Origin of the sequence: Capnocytophaga gingivalis ATCC 33624 (genome assembly GCF_000174755.1) — a bacterium.
GTDB classification, from domain to species: Bacteria; Bacteroidota; Bacteroidia; order Flavobacteriales; family Flavobacteriaceae; genus Capnocytophaga; species Capnocytophaga gingivalis.
In genome coordinates this window covers 47,059-67,185 of sequence record NZ_ACLQ01000024.1, presented here as the reverse complement: position 1 = coordinate 67,185, position 20,127 = coordinate 47,059, and the positions used below count along the sequence as shown (strand labels likewise).

Annotated in this window: 13 protein-coding genes; 2 read left to right on the top strand and 11 right to left on the bottom strand. The window is 40.1% G+C overall.

Annotated features, from left to right (window positions below):
* Positions 1 to 3 precede the first annotated feature (3 nt).
* From CAPGI0001_RS09970 to CAPGI0001_RS09935, 8 genes are all read right to left on the bottom strand, one after another.
* Positions 4 to 3,048 carry a SusC/RagA family TonB-linked outer membrane protein gene (locus CAPGI0001_RS09970; RefSeq protein WP_002669453.1) on the bottom strand — a complete coding sequence of 1,015 codons (3,045 nt, stop codon included), beginning with the start codon at positions 3,046 to 3,048 and terminating at the stop codon, positions 4 to 6.
* A 714-nt stretch (positions 3,049 to 3,762) separates the two neighbouring features.
* Positions 3,763 to 5,898: a TonB-dependent receptor gene (locus CAPGI0001_RS09965; RefSeq protein WP_002669567.1), complete on the bottom strand. Its 2,136-nt coding sequence runs from the start codon at positions 5,896 to 5,898 to the stop codon at positions 3,763 to 3,765.
* Positions 5,899 to 5,985: 87 nt separating this feature from the next.
* Complete coding sequence (locus CAPGI0001_RS09960; protein WP_002669525.1) at positions 5,986 to 6,849, bottom strand: hypothetical protein; 864 nt, start codon at positions 6,847 to 6,849, stop codon at positions 5,986 to 5,988.
* A 76-nt stretch (positions 6,850 to 6,925) separates the two neighbouring features.
* Positions 6,926 to 8,542: a DKNYY domain-containing protein gene (locus tag CAPGI0001_RS09955; protein WP_002669549.1), complete on the bottom strand. Its 1,617-nt coding sequence runs from the start codon at positions 8,540 to 8,542 to the stop codon at positions 6,926 to 6,928.
* Positions 8,543 to 8,575: 33 nt separating this feature from the next.
* On the bottom strand, positions 8,576 to 10,279 hold the full coding sequence (locus CAPGI0001_RS09950; RefSeq protein WP_002669418.1) for a DKNYY domain-containing protein: 1,704 nt from the start codon (positions 10,277 to 10,279) through the stop codon (positions 8,576 to 8,578).
* 50 nt (positions 10,280 to 10,329) lie between these two features.
* Positions 10,330 to 12,048 carry a DKNYY domain-containing protein gene (locus CAPGI0001_RS09945; RefSeq protein WP_002669452.1) on the bottom strand — a complete coding sequence of 573 codons (1,719 nt, stop codon included), beginning with the start codon at positions 12,046 to 12,048 and terminating at the stop codon, positions 10,330 to 10,332.
* Positions 12,049 to 12,134: 86 nt separating this feature from the next.
* Positions 12,135 to 13,307 carry a DKNYY domain-containing protein gene (locus tag CAPGI0001_RS09940; RefSeq protein ID WP_040360240.1) on the bottom strand — a complete coding sequence of 391 codons (1,173 nt, stop codon included), beginning with the start codon at positions 13,305 to 13,307 and terminating at the stop codon, positions 12,135 to 12,137.
* Between the two features lie 51 nt (positions 13,308 to 13,358).
* A complete protein-coding gene (locus tag CAPGI0001_RS09935; protein WP_040360213.1) occupies positions 13,359 to 15,053 on the bottom strand; it encodes a DKNYY domain-containing protein in 1,695 nt (564 codons plus the stop codon).
* Between the two features lie 72 nt (positions 15,054 to 15,125).
* On the opposite strand from CAPGI0001_RS09935, the gene CAPGI0001_RS09930 reads away from it, so the two are divergent.
* Both CAPGI0001_RS09930 and CAPGI0001_RS09925 read left to right on the top strand, forming a co-directional pair.
* Positions 15,126 to 15,950: a helix-turn-helix domain-containing protein gene (locus tag CAPGI0001_RS09930; RefSeq protein WP_002669455.1), complete on the top strand. Its 825-nt coding sequence runs from the start codon at positions 15,126 to 15,128 to the stop codon at positions 15,948 to 15,950.
* Positions 15,951 to 16,026: 76 nt separating this feature from the next.
* Entirely contained in the window at positions 16,027 to 16,659 is a 633-nt protein-coding gene (locus tag CAPGI0001_RS09925; RefSeq protein ID WP_002669485.1) for a DUF417 family protein, read from the top strand.
* 68 nt (positions 16,660 to 16,727) lie between these two features.
* Here CAPGI0001_RS09925 and CAPGI0001_RS09920 read toward each other — a convergent pair whose 3' ends face one another.
* From CAPGI0001_RS09920 to CAPGI0001_RS09910, 3 genes are all read right to left on the bottom strand, one after another.
* Positions 16,728 to 17,903 (bottom strand): alpha-hydroxy acid oxidase, encoded by a 1,176-nt coding sequence (locus CAPGI0001_RS09920; protein ID WP_002669402.1) that lies wholly within the window; start codon positions 17,901 to 17,903, stop codon positions 16,728 to 16,730.
* 358 nt (positions 17,904 to 18,261) lie between these two features.
* Entirely contained in the window at positions 18,262 to 19,089 is an 828-nt protein-coding gene (locus tag CAPGI0001_RS09915) for a hypothetical protein (RefSeq protein ID WP_002669580.1), read from the bottom strand.
* 9 nt (positions 19,090 to 19,098) lie between these two features.
* On the bottom strand, positions 19,099 to 20,106 hold the full coding sequence (locus CAPGI0001_RS09910; RefSeq protein ID WP_002669586.1) for a hypothetical protein: 1,008 nt from the start codon (positions 20,104 to 20,106) through the stop codon (positions 19,099 to 19,101).
* Positions 20,107 to 20,127: the final 21 nt, after the last annotated feature.

Genomic DNA, 20,127 nt, shown 5'->3' with positions numbered 1-20,127 from the left:
TTTTTAGAATTTAAGTTCAACACCAAAAGTAAACTGACGAGAAGGAGGGTATCCTCCTATAGATATAGGTTGTGTAAATTCTGGATCTGCTCCTTCGTACTTGGTTATGGTAAAAACATTACGGGCAGTACCATAGAGACGTACCCCTTGGAAGAAGCCCACTTGTTCTATCACTTCCTTAGGCAAACGATAACTTAAGGTAATTCCCTTTAGACGAACGAAATCAGCATTCTGTATCAGGCGTGAGTCACTTCCTTGCACAAAAGTAGCCTCAGTAATTTTAGGATGGCGAGTAACATCCCCCGGTTGTTTCCAATAATCAAATACATTACGGCTTAGGTTTCCATTAGCAAAAGTGTTAGGGTTTTCTGTATAGATCATATCTCTATTCTCTACCCAACGACCTATGGAGAAGGAAAAATTCATATCCAAACTAAAGCCACCATAAGTAATATCCCATCCGAAACCACCATTGACTGGAGCATGCATCTTCTTACCTGTGGTCTGTCCCAAATTCAAGTTATATTCTGTAGTTACTTGAGAGTCATCGGTTTGTTTTTCCATTTTATCCTCTCCTGGTTTATACCACTCGATAAGTCCTGTATCGGGATTAACCCCCTTGTGTAACACTGCTGTATACTCAAGAGCTTTTCCTACCTTGAATCCAATTTTGTCACGAGCATTAACCAAAGACTGTCTTCCATCGAAAATTTCAACGATCTTTTGTTGATTATAGTTGAAGTTAAAATAAGGGCGTACACTAAGGTTATTTGCCTCATTGTAATATACTCGTGATGATATAGAGAGGTCTATCCCTTGGTTTTGCATTCCGCCGGTATTGCCATAGAGTTGTGTATATCCACTGGCACTATTGTTATCACGGTAAGAAAGCGCATCATAGGTACGACGGTTATAGTACTCTACATTAAGCGAGGTATTGTAAAGGAATACCACATTGAGTCCTACACTGGTTTTTGTCTGTTCCTCCCAACGAATGTCAGGATTTCCCAACCTACTAAGGGTATATCCTGTTTGCCCTTGATATACTGCCAAAGGACTTACGACATTGAGGTTGCTATAGTTAAGCCCTCCTGCATTTCCAGAGAGTCCTGTACTGAAGCGCAAGTTAAGATCGGTAAGCCATTTGACCTCTTTGAGGAAATTCTCCTTCTTAAGCTTCCACATAGCCCCTACTGCCCAGAAGTTGGCATAGCGATTGTTGCGTCCAAAATTAGAAGAGCCATCTCGACGGCCTGAAAGATCTAAGAAAAAGCGCCCCTGATAGTCGTACTCCAAGCGAGAGAAAAACGAATTGAAAGTACTGACAGACTTGTTATCCCCTATAGCAAAATTCTTATTACCATGTACCAACATAGAAAGTCCATCAGAAGGCTGCCCTGCGGTATAGTTAGTCAAAGTCTTAGCAATATTCTCAATCGATTCCTGTCCAAGCAAAGCTGTAAAAGAATGAGAATCTCCTAAAAGGAATTTATATTCTAAAGTGTTGGTAAAAGTCTTTTTATAAGCCTTACTCTGACTAAGTTGAGTAAATGCTGTAGTTTCATAACCAAACTTATAATCAGTGAAAGAGTGTAACTGTTTTGATTCAGATTCTCCAGCACTGTATTGTACCCCTGCTTGAGTCTTGAATACTAAGTTCTTAATAGGTTCCACCGTCAAGTACGCTATAGGCATGACATCCACCCCATAAGAGCCATAGGGATGCTTTTCGGCATCGTACTCAGGGTGATAGAAGCCCGTAGAACGCCCTGTAAGTCCACGGATAAAATTCTTTCTTGACCCATCAGGATTATAAGGGGTATAAAGTGGTAAAGCCAAGACCCTACCTCCTACTACAGAAGAGCGTCCTCCTTCGCTTTCGGTATAGCTCATAGAAAGAGATAGTCCCGCTTTAAGCCATTTATTAATACGTGTATCAATATTGGAATTGACATTATAACGATGATAATCCAGTGCAGGAGCAGTAGAGCCCTCTTGCTTAAAATATCCCAAAGAGAAATAGTAAGCAGTATTGGCCGTTCCCCCAGATATAGAAACATCGGTACGTGAAGTGGGTACAAAATCACGGAAGAAGATCTTGTCCCAGCGTGTGTTATAAGGATTTTCTTTCAATATCTTTTCGATAGCAGCATCGGTATCGCCTGACACCCCTGCTGCAGAGCGAATTGCACCAGGGTCACGCTGAGCCCAGAAGTCCATATACTCACGAGGAGACATCATGTTGTCAAAGAATTTACGACTGGCACTGGTGATGGCATTGAACCCTACTTGATGACTGATCGTAATATTTGTTGGCTGGTTGTACTTACCACGCTTGGTTGTAATGAGAATCACCCCATTGGCCGCACGAGAACCATAGATAGAGGTAGAAGCGGCATCCTTGAGAACAGTAATATTCTCAATATCATTAGGATTGATACTGGACATGATATCACCGTCCACCTGAGCTCCATCGACTATATAGAGAGGATCCTGTCCTGAGGCACTCCCCTTGAGAGCTGATTGAAAATTGTTAAATCCATGGATAAGCACATTGGAAGAGGCGCCTGGTCTTCCTGAACTTGTAGTAACTACCATCCCTGCTACACGACCAGCAAGTGCATCCATCACATTGGCATTGGGAGTTTCAGCCAGAGCTTTTCCCTGTACAACTGAGACAGAAGGTACTGTCTTACTGGCTACCTTAGGTGCTCCATAACCGGTGAAGACAAGCCCTGTATCAATCTCCTGAACATCGTCCTGTAGGACAACATTGATCACCGAAGATTTTTGAGTTACCTTCTTCTCCACCTGCTTCATTCCTAAAAAGGAATAATAAAGTACATCCCCTACGTTGGCCTCGATGGTATAAGCACCCTTATCATTGGTAGTAGCACCCTTACTTGTCCCTTTGATAAGAATATAGGTGCCCATAATAGGATCTCCTTGTCCATCTTTTACCGTTCCTGTAACGGTTACTTTTTGCGCTAAAGCCCCTTGTATAGCTATAAAGAGAAGCGCAACTGCATAGAAAATTCTTAGTTTCATTTTATTTTTTTAAAGGGTGCAAATTTCCATAAAAAAAATGAAACTAACAAATATTTCTTTATTTTCTTTTATTAATAAAAAAAATCTCTTTGTTTTTTAAGAAAAATAGATAACAGGTAATAAGTAACAAGTTCCTCCTTTACGCTGATACGTTTCTTGTAGTAAGCACCTATTATAGATAAGGCTAAAGGCTTCCCTATGATACACTCTCACCAGTATGAGAGCGAATTGTGACAATATAAGGATGAATTATATCAATGAAAGGGCGAATTATAGCAAATATGTAGAATTAACCCAATTCAAATACGAATTGCAATAATATAAGGAAAAATTTCGACAATATAAGGGCGAATTGCAATTCGCCCCTACAGTGTGCAACTTTATCATATACTCGGCGTGAGCACTCACTGACTTTACCTATTACCTGTTAATATAAGGGCGAATTGCAATTCGCCCCTACAGTGTGCGACTTTATCATATACCCAGCACGAACACTCGCTAACTTTACCTATTACTTGCTAATATAAAGGCGAATTGCAATTCGCCCCTACAGTGTGCGACTTTATCATATACTCGGCGTGAGCACTCGCTAACTTTACCTATTACCTGCTAATATAAGGGCGAATTGCAATTCGCCCCTACAGTGTGCGACTTTATCATATACCCAGCACGAACACTCGCTAACTTTACCTATTACCTGTTAAGGTTTATTCCCTAATACTTGTAAGTAAGATTTAGGTTGAAGTAGCGGCCATTGCCATGAGCATATTCGGCATCACGGGCAACAAGCATAGAGGCAGGGGTATAATACACCTTATCGGCGAGGTTCTCCACTCCTAAGCCTATAGATAGATTCTTATTGAAGGTATAACCTGCACTGAGGGAGAAGAGGTCTATAGGAAAGACTACCCCTTCGCCTTCTTCGTAGATACCACGATTGTTGGGTGTAAAGCGGTCACGGCTGCCTGTGTGTAGATAATTGACCTGAAGGTAGCTCTTAGCAGTTGGGGTAACTCTTACATAAGCACTTGCCTTAGGCGCAGGAATAGAAGTACCACTCATATAACCGTCCCAAGGGCCATCCTCGGTGGATTTCTTTTCCCCTTCGAAAGAGATAAAACTACCGCCAAGGGTAAGCCAATCGGTAGGGAAGAAATCTGCATTCACCTCAAAGCCATATACCTTCTGAGGGCTTCTATCCACTACCCAGAAACCACTTACTGACTTGAGGTCGCTACCGAGCTTAGAATAGGTATAGAAGTAAGAGCCGCTCAGGTGCACATATTTACCTATTTCGGAATAAGCCCCTATCTCATGATTATCCGTTTTGACAGGTTCTGTGTTGATCTTAGAGAGTACATCGGCCTTCGCAGCACGAAGGGTACGGCCTAAGTCAAAGATAGAAAATCCTTGTGAATAAGAAGCAAAAGGCTGGAAGTACTTGATCTGGTTGTAAGCAATCCCTACATTGGGAGAGAGGTTGTTATAGGAGAGTTCCCCACCTTTTACATAGACACGCGGATCGGTATTTTTGAGCCTAAGCACCTGATAGTCTGGCACAGCCACGTCTATATAATCATAGCGTAGTCCTGCCTTGAGTACATAGTGGTTGAAGAAAGTGGTTTTGGTTTGCAAGAAAGGAGCTGAGTTGTAGGAAGTCAGTTCAGGCATCCAGTAACGCCCATCTACAAGGGGCTGACTGGTCTTATCAATCAAGGCATCTATTCCATAGAGGAGTTGGGTAAAGATGTTCTCCCCAAGGAGTAATTTGGTGGTAAGCTGGGTACGGATTCCGTATTTCTCCCCTTTTACAGTTGCTTGTCCGCTGGAACTTTCCCAACGTGGACTCTTGGCATTATGCTTGCGATAGTCGAAGATTGCGTACTGATGTTGGGTAAAGGCAGAGAGTTCCAAGTCGGTATGGGCGAAGATATTATTGGAATTGAACTTCACATAAGCATTGTGATTGTAGCGCATCCCCTCATCCTGAGCAGCTGGATCCTTGCTACCATAGACTCCAATACGAGGGCTCTGCAAATACTTTCCTCCAGAGGCGACCAAAGGGGTATGCTGCAGGCTCTGGTAAAAGTTATACATGACCTCTACTGTGTTATCCTCATCGAACTGGTAGCCAAGCTTTACCAAACCATTATAGGTACGTACATCGCCCAAGCCATAGCGAGGAGAGATGTACTCCCCAGCCCCATCCACAGCTGAACCCGTTTGTGTAAGAGCACCGTCAAGTAGGTAAGAAAAGCCCTTATAGTTACCCGAGAACTGCTGATTGAAGCGGTAACCAAAGCCTCTGTTTTCCATGAAAGAATCTCTGCCCGAAGCCCCTAAAGAAGTTTGCCCGCTGAAAGCTACCCCTTTAGGTGCTTTCTTGGTTACGATATTCATAATCCCCCCGATAGCACCATTCCCATAAATAGCCGTAGAACCTTTCACAATCTCAATACGCTCTACTGCTGCAGGATCTATAGAGCGTATATCACGGTCGGTGGAGCGTAAGGGCGTAGATTGAGGAATCCCATCGATAAGCACTAAGAGTGCACGCCCGCGTAAGTTCTGATAGCGATTGTTGGTTGTATTGGTAGAGAGCGCCATAGCTGGCTCAATCATTCCAATAAGGTGCGACATATCGGGCGCAATCTTAATAAACTGTTGGAGTTTCTTTTGGTCAATAATCGTCACATTGGCCACCGCATCGGTTTTCTTTTCCTCTATACGATTGGCAGTGATTACGACTTCCTCTAAGCCTAAGGTATCTTTTTCTATACCATGCGTTTTGGGTTGTTGCGCATAACTAATTGCAGAAAAAGACATGGCAAAAATCGCTATTTTCTTCATAAAAACAATTTATATATTTGGGTGCAAATATATAAAATTATTTAGAAATAAAATAAATAAATTTAATTTACCAATTAGCTCATTGTCTCATTGCTTAATGGGTGAGTAGAAATAACGATGTTCGTAGATAAATTTGTAGTCTCCAGAATTTTGGGTTCGGTACACTTTTTCAGAGAGAATGGCTTTCTTAGGCTTCCGGTTTTCATAGTTTTGCTTCCATTTGTCTAAAACTTCCTCATAGAGAATATCGGGGGCATAGGTATACACTCTTTTTTCTTCCTTTGTAAATCCTACTTTGGGATCCCTTAGCTCATACAGTTCTATTTCACTGATATTCCCTGAGTTATCATAAGAAAATTTTTGCTTATCTTTGTAGTTATCCATTTCTATATACAGCTTTTCTATGACTTCACCTTTCTTATTATACTTCTCTTGAGGAGCTACCTTTTTCTTGGGATTTAGCTCCTGCATAGAGAAATAATGCCACAGTTTAGGAGGGTCATAGGTAATAACTTCCCAACCTTTTTGCGTTTTCTCTCCATTCTCTTCCTTTTTGAGATATAGCTTCCCATCTATATTCTCAATATAAGAAGTTCTAAGGATTTTCCAGTCTCCTATTTCATTTTTATGATACATTTTCTCTTGGATTTCTGCTCCTCTATATACATAATGAATCATTTCCTGCTTCTCCCATTTCTTAATGTCTTCGTCGTACGTATAAACCGTCTGACTTAGCAGGCTATCCAGTGGGCTATACTCACAGATATATTTAGTCCTATCCCCCCATTCTCCTTTTGTCTCGTCTATCATAGTAACCGTTCTTGTCTTGGGATCATAGGACTGATGAAAGGTCTTATATACATATTCTTTTTTGTCAGAATAGAACTGGATTTGCTGAATACTATCCAATTGCCAGCGCTTCTGCTGTGCTTGCAGGGAGAAACAAAGCAATAGAGAGATTATTGATACTATCTTAATAAAAGTTTTGAGTTTTGAATTTTGAGTTTTGAGTTTTGAGTTTTGAGTTTTAATTAATTATTGGCAAGTTATATTCAGTTCCTAAGAACTCAACAAAGACCCCGCCTCCTATCTTGACCAACCAATAACCTTCAGCGTTTTTGAAGAGATAGAAATCAGAGGCAGGCATAGAAGGATGACTACAATAATGACGATGCCCTTGGTAAGAAGCTAAAAGTTCTGCTTTGTCACTCTTTATAAGCCGTATAGAAAGATAATATACATAATCCTTATCCTTTAGGAAGAATCTATCAAAAGCAGCCTTCAAAGAAGCTATATCATATCCCTCTATAAAAGTTATTTTTTGTTGGGCAGAAAAATACACTCTATTTTTATCTGTTCCTAATGAATTATATTGTCCTGTATATAGATATTTGAAAGTAGCTTCGTCTGCACTCTGGGGATAGGATTTTTTTGAGGTTTTCTCCCATAACTGATGTGGATAAATATTTCTTCTTTTGACTTCTTCTATCTGCTCTTGAGTGAGGGTATACACTTTGTCCTCCCAATTATCATACACTTGATTATTATAAAAAATATTTCCATTGAGATAAGATAGATTCTTTCCTAACCTAACAGGCGCTTTATAATCAAAAGGAATTTTCTCTGACACATCATGACTTTTGTAGACCCCTTTTTTATCATATAGATAATCGTCACCTAATATTCCAAATGTCTTGGCATCAAGATTTATTTTTTGATTTCGCCCTCTGAAAATATCCACTCCATCAGTGATATATTTATTAAAAACCCGTATCTTCCTTTTGTTTTTGATAGGAACAAGTAAGGTATCTGCCTTATAAGTTTGAGCATAATAGACATTTTTCTTATCCATCGCATAAGTTTCGGATAATCCCTTAAGAGAATGTACATCCACATAGGCAGGAAGCTCTACAAATTCATCCTTATGAGTATCCCTATTATTTTTGAATATAAGCGCATAGTGAGGTGTTTTAAAGATATTACTTGTGAGCTGTGTTAGGCTCTCCCCTTTGTAGGTGAAGACTTTCCCCTTGTAATAAGTATTATTCTTATCAGCGACAACCTCTGAAAGAGAATATGAGGGACGAATACTCTGAACATCGGCTCCTTCTAGTCTTTTGCCACGATAGTATAGATAATTCTTATCCTTATGATACAAATCATTAAAATATTTCATACTTTTGAAAGTATGAGGGTCTGCCTCTGGGATTTCTTCTGCATTGAAATATACTTTATGATGGGTTCTCCAAATACAATCTTTGCCTGAGGGGAAGTACTCCCCCTGAGCAATAGGCTTATCCATAATGGCAATCAAATGACACCCAGAATCAGAGGGAAAAAACTTTCCTTCAAAATAGACACCATTTTTGTCCTTGGCAATAATATTTTTATCCCTCATAAAATTGTTCCAATCATCTAATTGAAAAGTCTTCATATCTGGATGGATTATTTCTCTTGACTTTCCTTCTTGATAGATTACATAATTATCATTGATAAGATACCTTTGGTTATAGATAAGCTGTACCTCTGCTTTGAGCCCTTCTTGTATCTGAGCAGGTTTTATATAAGCTGTATCCGTATCCTCTTGAGCCACTGTTGGATATATCCCTATACAAAAGAGGATAATATAGACTACCTTTATCATAGTTTTGAGTTTTGAGTTTTGAGTTTTGAGTTGCTATTGTCGGTTTAATAATTTACTGACTTGCTCATTGGTTAATGGACTCATTACCCCTTCGCGACCTAATTCGGCCAGCCAATAGCCCTCAGCATTCTTAAAGAGATAGAGATTAGTACCTGGAGCGGAATCCACACGACAACCTCCTCGACGGCCCACAATGATAGCCAGAAGTTCTACGTCCTTGTTTTGGAACAGCCTTGTAGTGCCATCATACCAATAATTTTTATCGGCTAAGAAACCTTCGGGAACTGCTTTTAGCGAGGCATTGTCATAGCCTTTTACTACTACATATCGGCGTTCGCTCCTCCTCCATTTATGTTGGTCATTATCATACCACCCCTCGATCAAATGATAAATCTGTCCGTTATGCCTCCAAAAAGGATTATGCCTCGAAGAAGAATAGGAAAGCTGCTCAAAACCAGTGGTATCTATTTCTTTATTCTTTTGCTTATCGTCTTGGGAAGGGAATAATTCTCTTAGGCGTGTGTTTCCTTCTTTGAGCAACGCCAACTGCCGAGGGGTGAGGTGAGGTACATAGAGGCTATCGTAAAAAGTCTTATAATAAGCCTGATCCTCATAGATAAATAAGCTCTGATTACCCATATAGAAAAAGTTTTTCCCATACTCAGGGCGGTTTGTATAGCGAAAAGGTAGTTTATAGTCCCAATTATACACCCCATTCTTGTCATACTGATAGTAATAATGCCCTGGAACAACCCCAAAAGTAGCCGCATCATAGCCAGAGAGTGGCTCTTTCCCTCTGTAGAGCTTGTCCCTATCAGTTACAAAAACTTTAAACAACTTTATTTTACTCAAATTCTCCTTGGGAATAGGCACTCTAAGGTCTTTGTCCTCTAACGGATAGCTACTTTCATCATAATAGAGGTGGTTTTTATCTATCAAATAGCGATCATTCAGCCTTCGTAAGGTAGGAATATCAAAATAATCAGGGAGTTCTACAAAATAATCCTCCGCCTTTTCCTCATCATCATATCCTCCATTGTAACGCAATACATGGGTAGTGGTTTTGTATATAAGATTCGATACCTGCTGTACCCGCTCCCCTTTGTAGATAAAGGGTTTTCCTTGGTAATAGGTGTTGTTCTTGTCGGAGACAAATTCCCCATTTGCCAAATCCTTCTGAAGAGTAGCCACATCAGCCCCCTCTACCTTTCGGTCATAATAGTATAGGTAGTTTTTGTCCTTGAAATAACAAGTGGAAACCGACTCAAAGGTCGCAGGATCGGAGATATTGATCGGTTTTGTTCCCCTAAAAGCCTGCTTATAAGTTCGCCAAATGAGTTCTTCCCTATAGTCAGACTGCTTATCCCTTATAACGTCCACTACTCTAAAGCCTGTGGTATCAATCTTTATAAAATCCCCTTGGTAATAGATCCCATTTTTGTCTTTGGCTAATCCCGATCCAAGGATTGCAAAGCTCGCCATATCAGGTTTTATGATCTTGCGGGTATTTTCTTCTTGGTAGATGACATAATCCTGATTGATGATATAGCCCTCCACATAGGGGTGCTTATATTCCCAAATCCATAGGGAATGGGAATCTGTACGATGGATATCGGATACAAGTATGGTATCTTGTTCCACAGCCTTCTCATTGGTAGTAGTAGTAGTAGGGAGTTGCTCTACAGGTTTTTGCTTGCAAGCAACGAGTAATAACGTAAGAAGTAAGAGACGGTTCATGATAGTTTTGAGTTTTGAGTTTTGAGTTTTGAATTTTGAATTTTGAGTTGCTATTGTTGGTTTAATAATTTATTGGCTTGCTCATTGGTCAATGGACACATTGCCCCCTCTCCGCTTAATTCGGCCAACCAATACCCCTGGGCATTCTTAAAGAGATAGAAATTAGGACTAGGGGCGGGATCCATACCCCAGCCTTTCTCATAGCCCTCATAGATAGCCAAAAGCTCCACGTCCTTGCTTGGGAACAGCCTTGTAGTACCATCATACCAATAATCTTTATCGGCTAAGAAACCATTGGGTACTACCCTTAGAGAAGCATTGTCATAACCCTTTACTACTACATATCTACGTTCGCTCTTCCAATCATGTTGGTCACTATCATACCACTCCTTATAAATCAAATGATAAATCTGTCCGTTATGCCTCCAAAAGAAATAGGAAAGCTCCTCAAAGCCTGTGGTGTCTATTTCTTTATTCTTTTGCTTATCGTCTTGAGAAGGGAATAATTCCCTTAGGGGTGTGTTTCCTTCTTTGAGCAACGCCAACTGCCGAGGGGTGAGGTGAGGTACATAGAGGCTATCGTTGTAAGTTTTATAATAAGCCTGATCCTCATAGACAAATAGGCTCTGATTATCCATATAGAAAAAGTTTTTCCCATACTCAGGGCGGTTTGTATAGTGGAAAGGCAGCTTTTCACGCCAATTATATATCCCATTCTTGTCATACTGATAGTAATAATGCCCTGGAACAACCCCAAAAGTAGCCGCATCATAGTCAGAGAGTGGCTCTTTTCTATTGTAAAGCTTGTTTCCATCGGTGACCAAAACCTCAAACAACTTTATTTTACTCAAATTCTCCTTGGGTATGGGCACTCTAAGATCTTTATTTTCTAATGGATAGCTATTTTCATCATAATAGAGGTGGTTTTTATCTATCAAATAGTAATCATTCAGCCTTCGTAAGGTAGGAATATCAAAATAATCAGGGAGTTCCACAAAATAATCCTTCGCCTTCTCCTTTTCCTTATCATCATCTCCTCCATTATAGCGCAATACATGGGTAGTGGTTTTGTATATATTATTCGATACCTGCTGTACCCGCTCTCCTTTGTAGATAAAGGGCTTCCCTCGGTAATAGGTATTGTCCTTGTCGGAGACAAATTCCTCATCTGCCCGTTCCTTCTGAAGGGTAGCCACATCAGCTCCCTCCACCTTTCGGTCATAATAGTATAGATAGTTTTTGTCCTTGAAATAACAAGTGGAAACCGACTCAAAGGTCGCAGGATCGGAGATAGCAATCGGTTTTGTTCCCCTAAAAGCCTGCTTATAAGTTCGCCAAATAGGTTCTTCCCAATAGTCAGACGGCTTGTCATGATGGCTTATAACGCCCACTACTCTAAAGCCTGTGGTATCTATCTTTATAAAATCCCCTTGGTAATAGATCCCATTTTTGTCTTTGGCAAAAATCAGGATTATGTCAGCTGCCGATCCCGATACATTGAGGATTGCAAAGCTCGCCATATCAGGTTTTATGATCTTGCGGGTATTTTTTTCTTGGTAGATGACATAATCCCTATTGATGATATAGCCCTCCACATAGGGACGCTTGTATTCCCAAAAGGAATGCCATAGGGAATCCGTGCGATGAATATCAGATACAGCTATAGTATCTTGTACCACTGCCTTCTCATTGGTAGTAGTAGGGAGTTGCTCTACAGGTTTTTGCTTGCAAGCAACGAGTAACAAAGTACAAAGTAAGAGACGATTCATAAGAGTTTTGAGTTTTGAGTTTTGAGTTTTGAATTTTGAGTTTTGAGTTATAGGGTTTTAGATAATGACAAGTAAGTAGTCATTAGTCACTTGTCGTTAGTTGTTGGTTCATCGGTCATCAATTGCCATTGGTCACTGATATCATAGATTTGTTGCTGGTAGATAACCTTCTCGCCTTCTAAGAAAGCATTTTTGCCCCATACAGGCGGAGTGGTATATTTGAAAGGGAGTTTTTCTCCATTTTTGTAAATACCATTTTTGTCATAAACAAGGTCTCCAGCGTACTCTGGCACTATCCCAAAAGTATGAGCATCGTAGGGCGTAGGGTCACTCCTGTGATAAATAGTCTTACCATCGGAGATATAAGAATAGGCTCCAAAAGTTTGAATCTTGTCAAAATCTCTTTTTTTGATAGGGAGTACTTTTTCCCTAAAGAACACATGGTTTTTATCCATAAGATAACCTGAAGAAGCGCCTGAAAGGCTATCAATAGAAAGTCCCTTAAGGGTGGCAACATCCATATAGGATACTTCCTTCCAATAAGGAGCATCATCTCCCCCAACGTCCAATATTAAAGCAAGTACATGCCGAGAGGTTTTGAAAAAATCCTCTGTCAAGAGTTCTACAGGCTCTCCCTTATAAGTGAGAATTTTATCCTTATAATAAGTATGGTTTTTATCTGCTACTGCATAGGTAATACCAGATAATCTTATATATTGGCTATCAGAACCTTCTATCTTTTTCTCACAGAAATACAGAAACTCCTTGTCCTTGAAATAATAGCATGGAGTATAATAATCATACGCCATTTCAAAGGATTTGGGATGGGCTACCTCCATAGGTTGCGTGCCAAAGAATACTTTCTTATTGGTTTTCCAAATAGGAGTATTTTCCTCACTTAGAGGAATATCCTTTACCCCAACTATTTTAAAGCCTGTGGTATCCATTGGGAAGAAATAGCCACGGTAATAGATGCCATTTTTGTCCATAGCAAACCCGTCTCCTTTCCCCTTGAAAGTAGCCATATCAGGGCTAAGGCGCAGGGTAGCTTTCTTCCCCTGATAGAGTACATAATCTTCATAAACTATATATTTTTCACTATAGCTATTACCATATTGGTCAGAGAAATAGACCTGATAATCATCCGGGTCAGTTATGGACACTATATGAGTTGTCAAACCCTCTGAGGAATCTTTTTGTTCCGCAGGTTTTTGCTTGCAAGCGACCACTAACAAAGTACAAAGTAAAAGACGGTTCATGATAGTTTTGAGTTTTAAGTTTTGAGTTTTGAGTTTTGAGTTGATCATTTGTTAATTTACCAATTTTCTCATTTTTAGTTTTTTACCCAAGAAGCAAATTATATTTTCGTTACCGAACTCGAAAAGCCAATATCCCTCAGCATTCTTAAAGAGACAATAGTCTGTAGTGGGGGTATTATCACGACTGCACCATTGACGGTAGCCTGTATAGACCGCCAAAAGCTCTACATTTTTATTTTTAAAAAGCCTTGTAGTGCCATAATAGTAATAATCCTTATCCATCATAAACCCATTAGGATCTCCCCTGAGGGTGGCTATATCATACCCCTCTACAATCAAGAAATGTGCTTCTTTCCCTCTCCATCTGTCATAGTAATATACGTGATTTTTATCCTTATAGAAATAACCCGTTATGTACTGAAAGGTAGCTGCATCTATGTCTTTTTGTAGCTCCTCTCCTATATAAATATGCCCGTCCACTTTATAAAGATTATAGTCATACTTTTCCTTTTTTTGAGGAGGTTCCTTATGAGGAGGTAACAAATCCTTAAGCGAGGTCTTTCCTTGTTTGAGTATTTCTATCTGTTGGGAGGAGAGATCCTTTATGTATATACTATCACCACTGTCACGATAGTAAGCCTGATCTTCATAAATAAAGAGATTTTTTTCATCTATATAGAAAAGATTTTTCCCATACTCAGGACGCTTTGTATAGCGAAAAGGTAGTTTTTTACGCCAATTATAGATTCCATTCTTATCATACTGATAGTAATAATGCCCTGGAATGACCCTAAAAGTAGCTGCATCATATCTTTCTTTAGGCTCTCTCTCATGATAAACGGTAGAACCCACCACAACAAATTCGGTAAACGCTCTTATTGAGGAGAACTCTTCCTTGGAAACAGGCATTCTGAATCCTCTATCTGGTACAGAATAAAAAGAAGGAATATAATACAGATGATTCTTGTCTATCAGATAAGAGTCTGAGAGTGTTCTAAGGGTTGGGATATCGAACGGTTCCGAATGCAATTCTACCAATATGGAATGGGTTTGCTTATCTTCCTTACCATCATAACCCAATACATATTTAGAAGTTTTGAAGATCTTAGAGGTCATTTGCTCTACCACCTCTCCCTTATAATAGAGGCGTTTTCCCTTATAATAGACATTTTTACCCTCATTGAGGAGTTCGTCTCTACTGAGTTTTTCATTGACGAGATTAGGGTCTACTCCTTTTATGATTTGATCATAATAATATACGTGATTCTTGTCCCTAAAATAACAATACGTAAGCGCTTCAAAGGTCTGAGGATCAGGAACAGAAAGCCGTTTTGTTCCAAAGAATACGCCCCCATTGGTACGCCAATAATAGGCAGCAATACCATTTACATACCCCTTTATCTCCTTAACCTCTCGACTTGCCAATACCCTAAGTCCTGTGGTATCTACTTTTACGAATTGCCCCTGATAATAGACCCCTTTTTTATCCACTGCGAAACCATAACCCCTATATTTTATTTGGAAGGTCTCCCTATCGGGACGGAAAGTAACTGCTGCATCGCAAGCCTGGTAAATCATATAATCCTTGTTATAGATAAACCCTTCGTTATATTTACAACGTGCCGATCGACTTTCTAACTTGAGGTGTTCCACCCGCTTGGCATCTGTAAGCTGTATCTTACGATATTGTGCCGTACTATGCTGCATTATAGTCAGTACTAATATCCCATATAAAACATATTTCATAAAAACATCTTCTACTTTGCGACAAATATACTCATTTTTTCTTAATTTTGTACCCTGATAGCCGATTATTTTATGACTTACCAGAATATTCATATCAACAGTGCTGCCCCTGGGGATTTTGCTCAAGGAGAACATACTACCCTATACTATATCTTTCTCTTACAGGGAGATAGCCACTTTAGTGTCGACTTCAACGAATACCATTCCCAAGGCTATTCCCTACTGTTTCTCTCCCCTTACCAGTATTTCCAATGGAAGGAGAGGGCAGCAAAAATGGACTTTATTGCCTTCCATGGAGATTTCTATTGTATAGAGTACCACAAAAAAGAGGTGGCTTGTAACGGTTTATTATTCAACAACATATACCAACAACCCCACTTTGAGGTCTCTCAGGCGGTTTTTGGAGAATTGGAGAGTCTCTTGAAAAAGATGCAAGCCATTGCTTCAGACTCCAATCCTTACCAAATTGCAGTACTTAAGAGCTATTTGCAACTAATCTTGGCCATTGGAAGCCGAGAGAAACAGCATTTTTTGAGCCACTTAAAAGAAGAGAACCCACTGCAAAACCCCGTGGCCAATTTCCAAGAGCTTCTGGAAGCCAATTTCCTCAAGGAAAAGGATATCAGCTTCTATGCAGCGGTGTATCACCTTTCGGTGAGTGCTTTCTCCAAGCGTATCAAGCAGTATTATGGGAAGACCCCATCGGCACTGCTAAGGGAGCGCTTGGTTCTGGAGGCCAAAAAACTGCTACACCTCACCCATAAGTCGGTCAAGGAAATCGCCTTTGAACTCTGCTTTGAGGATGCTTTCTACTTCAGCCGCTACTTCAAGAAGGAGGTCGGGGTTTCCCCTAAGCAATTTCGAGAAAATGTAGGAATTTCGATCGTGGCAAAATAATCTATGCTTGTGGTAAAAAAGTCCATTCTTATATGGAAAATACATTGTATTTTTGCACCCTGAAAATAATATAGTCATGCAAACATTATTAGAAAAATTGGCTGGATTACAGTCACAGTTTATCAACTTTATTCGCATTGCGATCTTTATCGTAATGGCGTGGATTGGAGGCTTAAAAGTATGTCAGTACGAAGCCGACGGGATTGTTCCCTTTGTTACCAATAGCCCTTTTATGAGCTTCTTCTATGCTAACTCAGGTAAAACCGCTATCGATGAGAACGGTGTTACAGGAGAGGCTAACAAAGGCAAAGAAGTAGCAGAATACAAATTGCACAAGAACCCAGAGGGGAAAATGGTGGCTGCCAATATAGAATGGCACAAGCAGAACAACACCTATATCTTCTCCTATGGCTTAGGTACCGTAATTTGCCTAATTGGTTTGCTTACTCTTTTAGGTATATGGTCACCTAAAATCGGGCTTATCGGCGGATTGCTTACTTTTGGTATGTCCATCGTTACCCTTTCCTTCCTTATCACAACCCCAGAGGTATATGTACCTAACTTAGGTGGTGATATGCCTACCCCTAACCATGGCTTCCCTTACCTATCAGGAGCAGGACGCTTGGTACTGAAAGACATTATCATGTCGGCCGGTGGACTTATTGCTGCTTCTGACGCAGCAAGACGCCTCTTGGGAAAGAGCAAATAAAAAACCATTAAGAAATAAATAGCCCCAAACCGCTCGGTTTGGGGCTATCCTTTTATACATTATGATAATTATTTTCTGGTAGGTAGTGGGTAGGTACCTTCTACAAGGATGCTCTTATCTACATCTTGGATATTGCGATGACCAGAGAAAGCCATAGTGGTATCCATTTCATCATAGAGGATTTGTAGGGCACGAGTTACCCCCTCTTCTCCATAAGCACCCAATCCGTATACTGGAGCACGGCCGAGCATGATTCCTTTAGCACCCAAAGCCCATGCCTTAAGCATATTCTGTCCTGTATAGAAACCAGAGTCTATCCATACCTCTGTCTGGCTACCTACAGCGCTTACAATATCTGGTAAGGCTTTGATAGAAGAAATAGTATCGTCCATCTGACGGCCACCATGGTTAGAAACGATGATAGCATCGGCACCGTATTTGACAGCTTCTTGTGCATCTTCTGGGGTCATAATCCCCTTGAGGATAATAGGCCCTCCCCAGAGTTCCTTAATCTCAGCTATATCCTTCCAGCTAAGGCTTGGGTCAAACTGTTCTTTAGTCCAAGAAGAGAGAGAAGAAAGGTCGGATACATTCTTGGCATGGCCGGCGATGTTGCGGAATGTCCAGCGACGGTTACCAAATACATAGCGCAATCCCCAAGGAATTTTAGTAGAAAGATTGAGTATATTAGGAATGGTAAATTTCGGAGGGGTAGAAAGACCATTCTTGATATCACGGTGACGGTTTCCAAGTACTTGCAAATCCACTGTAACCATAAGGGCAGAACACTTAGCTTCTTTGGCACGACGGATGAGATCCTTCATGAACTCACGGTCACGCATCACATAGAGCTGAAACCAGAAAGGTTCCACACCAGCCTCTACCAAGTCCTCAATAGAACAGATGGACATAGTAGAAAGGGTGAAAGGAATCCCAAACTTCTGAGCCGCTTTGGCCATATGGATTTCCCCATCAGCCCACATCATTCCCATAAAGCCCACAGGAGCGGTCATAGCAGGGAACTTCACCTTTTGTCCTAAGAGTGTAGTCTCAAGGGTACGGTTGTCCATATCTACCAAAATCCTCTGTTTGAACTTGATAGGATTGAAGTCTGATACATTCTCACGGTAGGTGGATTGTGTCCAAGACCCTGTATCCACATACTCATAAAACATTTTAGGTACATTGCGCTTACACACCACGCGTAAGTCCTCAATGTTAGTCATTTTTGTTAAATCTCTCATTCTATAATTTTTTTATACAATTGCTTCTATATCAAGAGGAAAAATTTCACCAAAGGAAACCACCCCCTCTGTTTCTCGCTGCAAATGTAAGAAATTATTTTGGTTTATGTCATATTTATTTCAAGTTTTTAACTCAAGTTTTGAAATTTATATAAGTTACTGATTTTCAAAATCTAACCCCTACTAATTTCCAAAACCTAACCCTACCCCCCTCGATGAGGGGATAGCCAGCGAATACCTACAGCTGGGTATGTGAAAGTAAGTCATAAATTCTCAATGAGTTATAAAAACTAAGTTTCTTAAGATTGACGAGGCTTTAATGTTCGATTTTCAGTTTGTTGTAGGATGATTCCCTTTGTTAATACCCTTTGCGATAGGTAGTCTTACGCCTTTGCTTGAGCGGATCTCTGACTTTGGAGCGGAACATAGTGAGGAAAATTCTAACAATCACAATCACGAGTGATAAAGCAAAAAATATACAAATCGCTTGTATCCATAGGGGCAGATCCTTGGTAAGTGCCCCATAGATAAGTCCCGCACATAGCCCCATAGTCATAGTGAGAAACACCCCATAGAGCAACCCTTTGGCCAAATAATTACCATAATTCTTCATAGGCTTGTCCGTAAGATAGCCGTAAATTCCCCAATAAGCGAAAACTGCAATGACGAGAAATATAATCACCCCAATGGTTTTCACAACAATAAAGACATCTGTTACGATGATCTCATCTGTGGAAGCCTTATAGCGAATGTTATAAGAGGATTCTCCATTTACCTCAGCAGCAAAAGGCAATGCTCGTTCTAATTCCCGCCCTGATTCTATGGTAAAAGTAACCACGGGGGTACCCATTTCTACATATCTTGTGCGTTTATTTGAATCTTTTGTCTCGCTCATATAGGTGTTCTCATACCTTACCACCTGAGCGGTATAGGGCTTAAAGTCACTATCGGAAGCCAGCTGATAGAGTTCCTTCACAGTGCCTGCCCCTAAAAGCAGTATAAACGGGGTAAGCCCCACCAATAGGGAGATAGGCACCCAGATAAAGAAGGCGGTAAAACAACCCGCTTTTGCTTTATTTTTATCCTGAGCCTTACGGTTGCTTTTTCTAATAATCAGATAAGTAATTCCTACTGAAACCGCCAAAAACAGTAAGACAATGATTCTATTGAAAACTATTTCATCCATAAGTGATAATTATTGATATATCCTTCTTTTAGAAGGTTTTTCACATTCAGATACAAAAATGGTTTTAGGCTCTACCTTGAGCTTTTTAAGGTCTGTCTGATAACATTTGGGTTGTACAAAGTCAAACCTATAATACCCAATATCATTCAGGGTATCCTTGTAGATATTTTTATCCTTATCATACACTAAGAACTCCCAATTAACAGGCTCAGGATCTACAGTACCCTCTTTTATATTCATAAAAAACGCCTTAGGTTCTTCCAAATTGGAGATACTGAGAAAGTCGTTAAGCTCCTTATCCTCCGTCTTCTCCTTAGCAAATATAATTTTTTTGAGATCCTCTATAGGGATTTTATCAATCTTTTCTTTGAGTTCTCGTATATACTGTGTACTTCCCTCCACATCTCCCCAATTTAGGAAAAGCAAACACTCATGTCCTTCCTTGGTTACCAAGGCACCTACTCCATCTATCTGATATACTGAAGGTTTCTGATAAGAGATAAGAAAGTCATTATTATTCTGTAGATCAATTTGATAAGTATTTTTCAGCTCTCCCAAAAAGGGAGCAAAACTAAAGTCTTGTATATCCGTAATCAAAGAAAAGGAATTACCCATCTCTTTTCTTGAAAAGGTATGTATATAGCGAGAAGAAAGGCAATTGGGGTTGTCATTGAAAACTGAATAGGTTTTTCCATTCTCAAAGCGGATAAAATTCTCCCCATCTTCAAAATTGGCAAAGCGAATACGGACTTTATCTTTCCCAATAGAGTCATTTCGCTGCCCATACACGACAAATAGCGGTTCCTTCTTTGGCTTGAAGCGGATGATACCGTCCTTCTGAACCTCATAACTCCCTGGTACAGCTGTCATATAGCCCCAAAGGACAAATAATCTGTTAGGCAAGAGCATAATACCTCCTCCACGCCCTCTGTAATTGCCTGAAATATCTTTTTCTTGGGCATATACAAGGCTTCCTAAAGAAAAGAAAACCAGTAATAAAAGTATTTTTGTTTTCATGATATTAGTTTTAAAATTTTA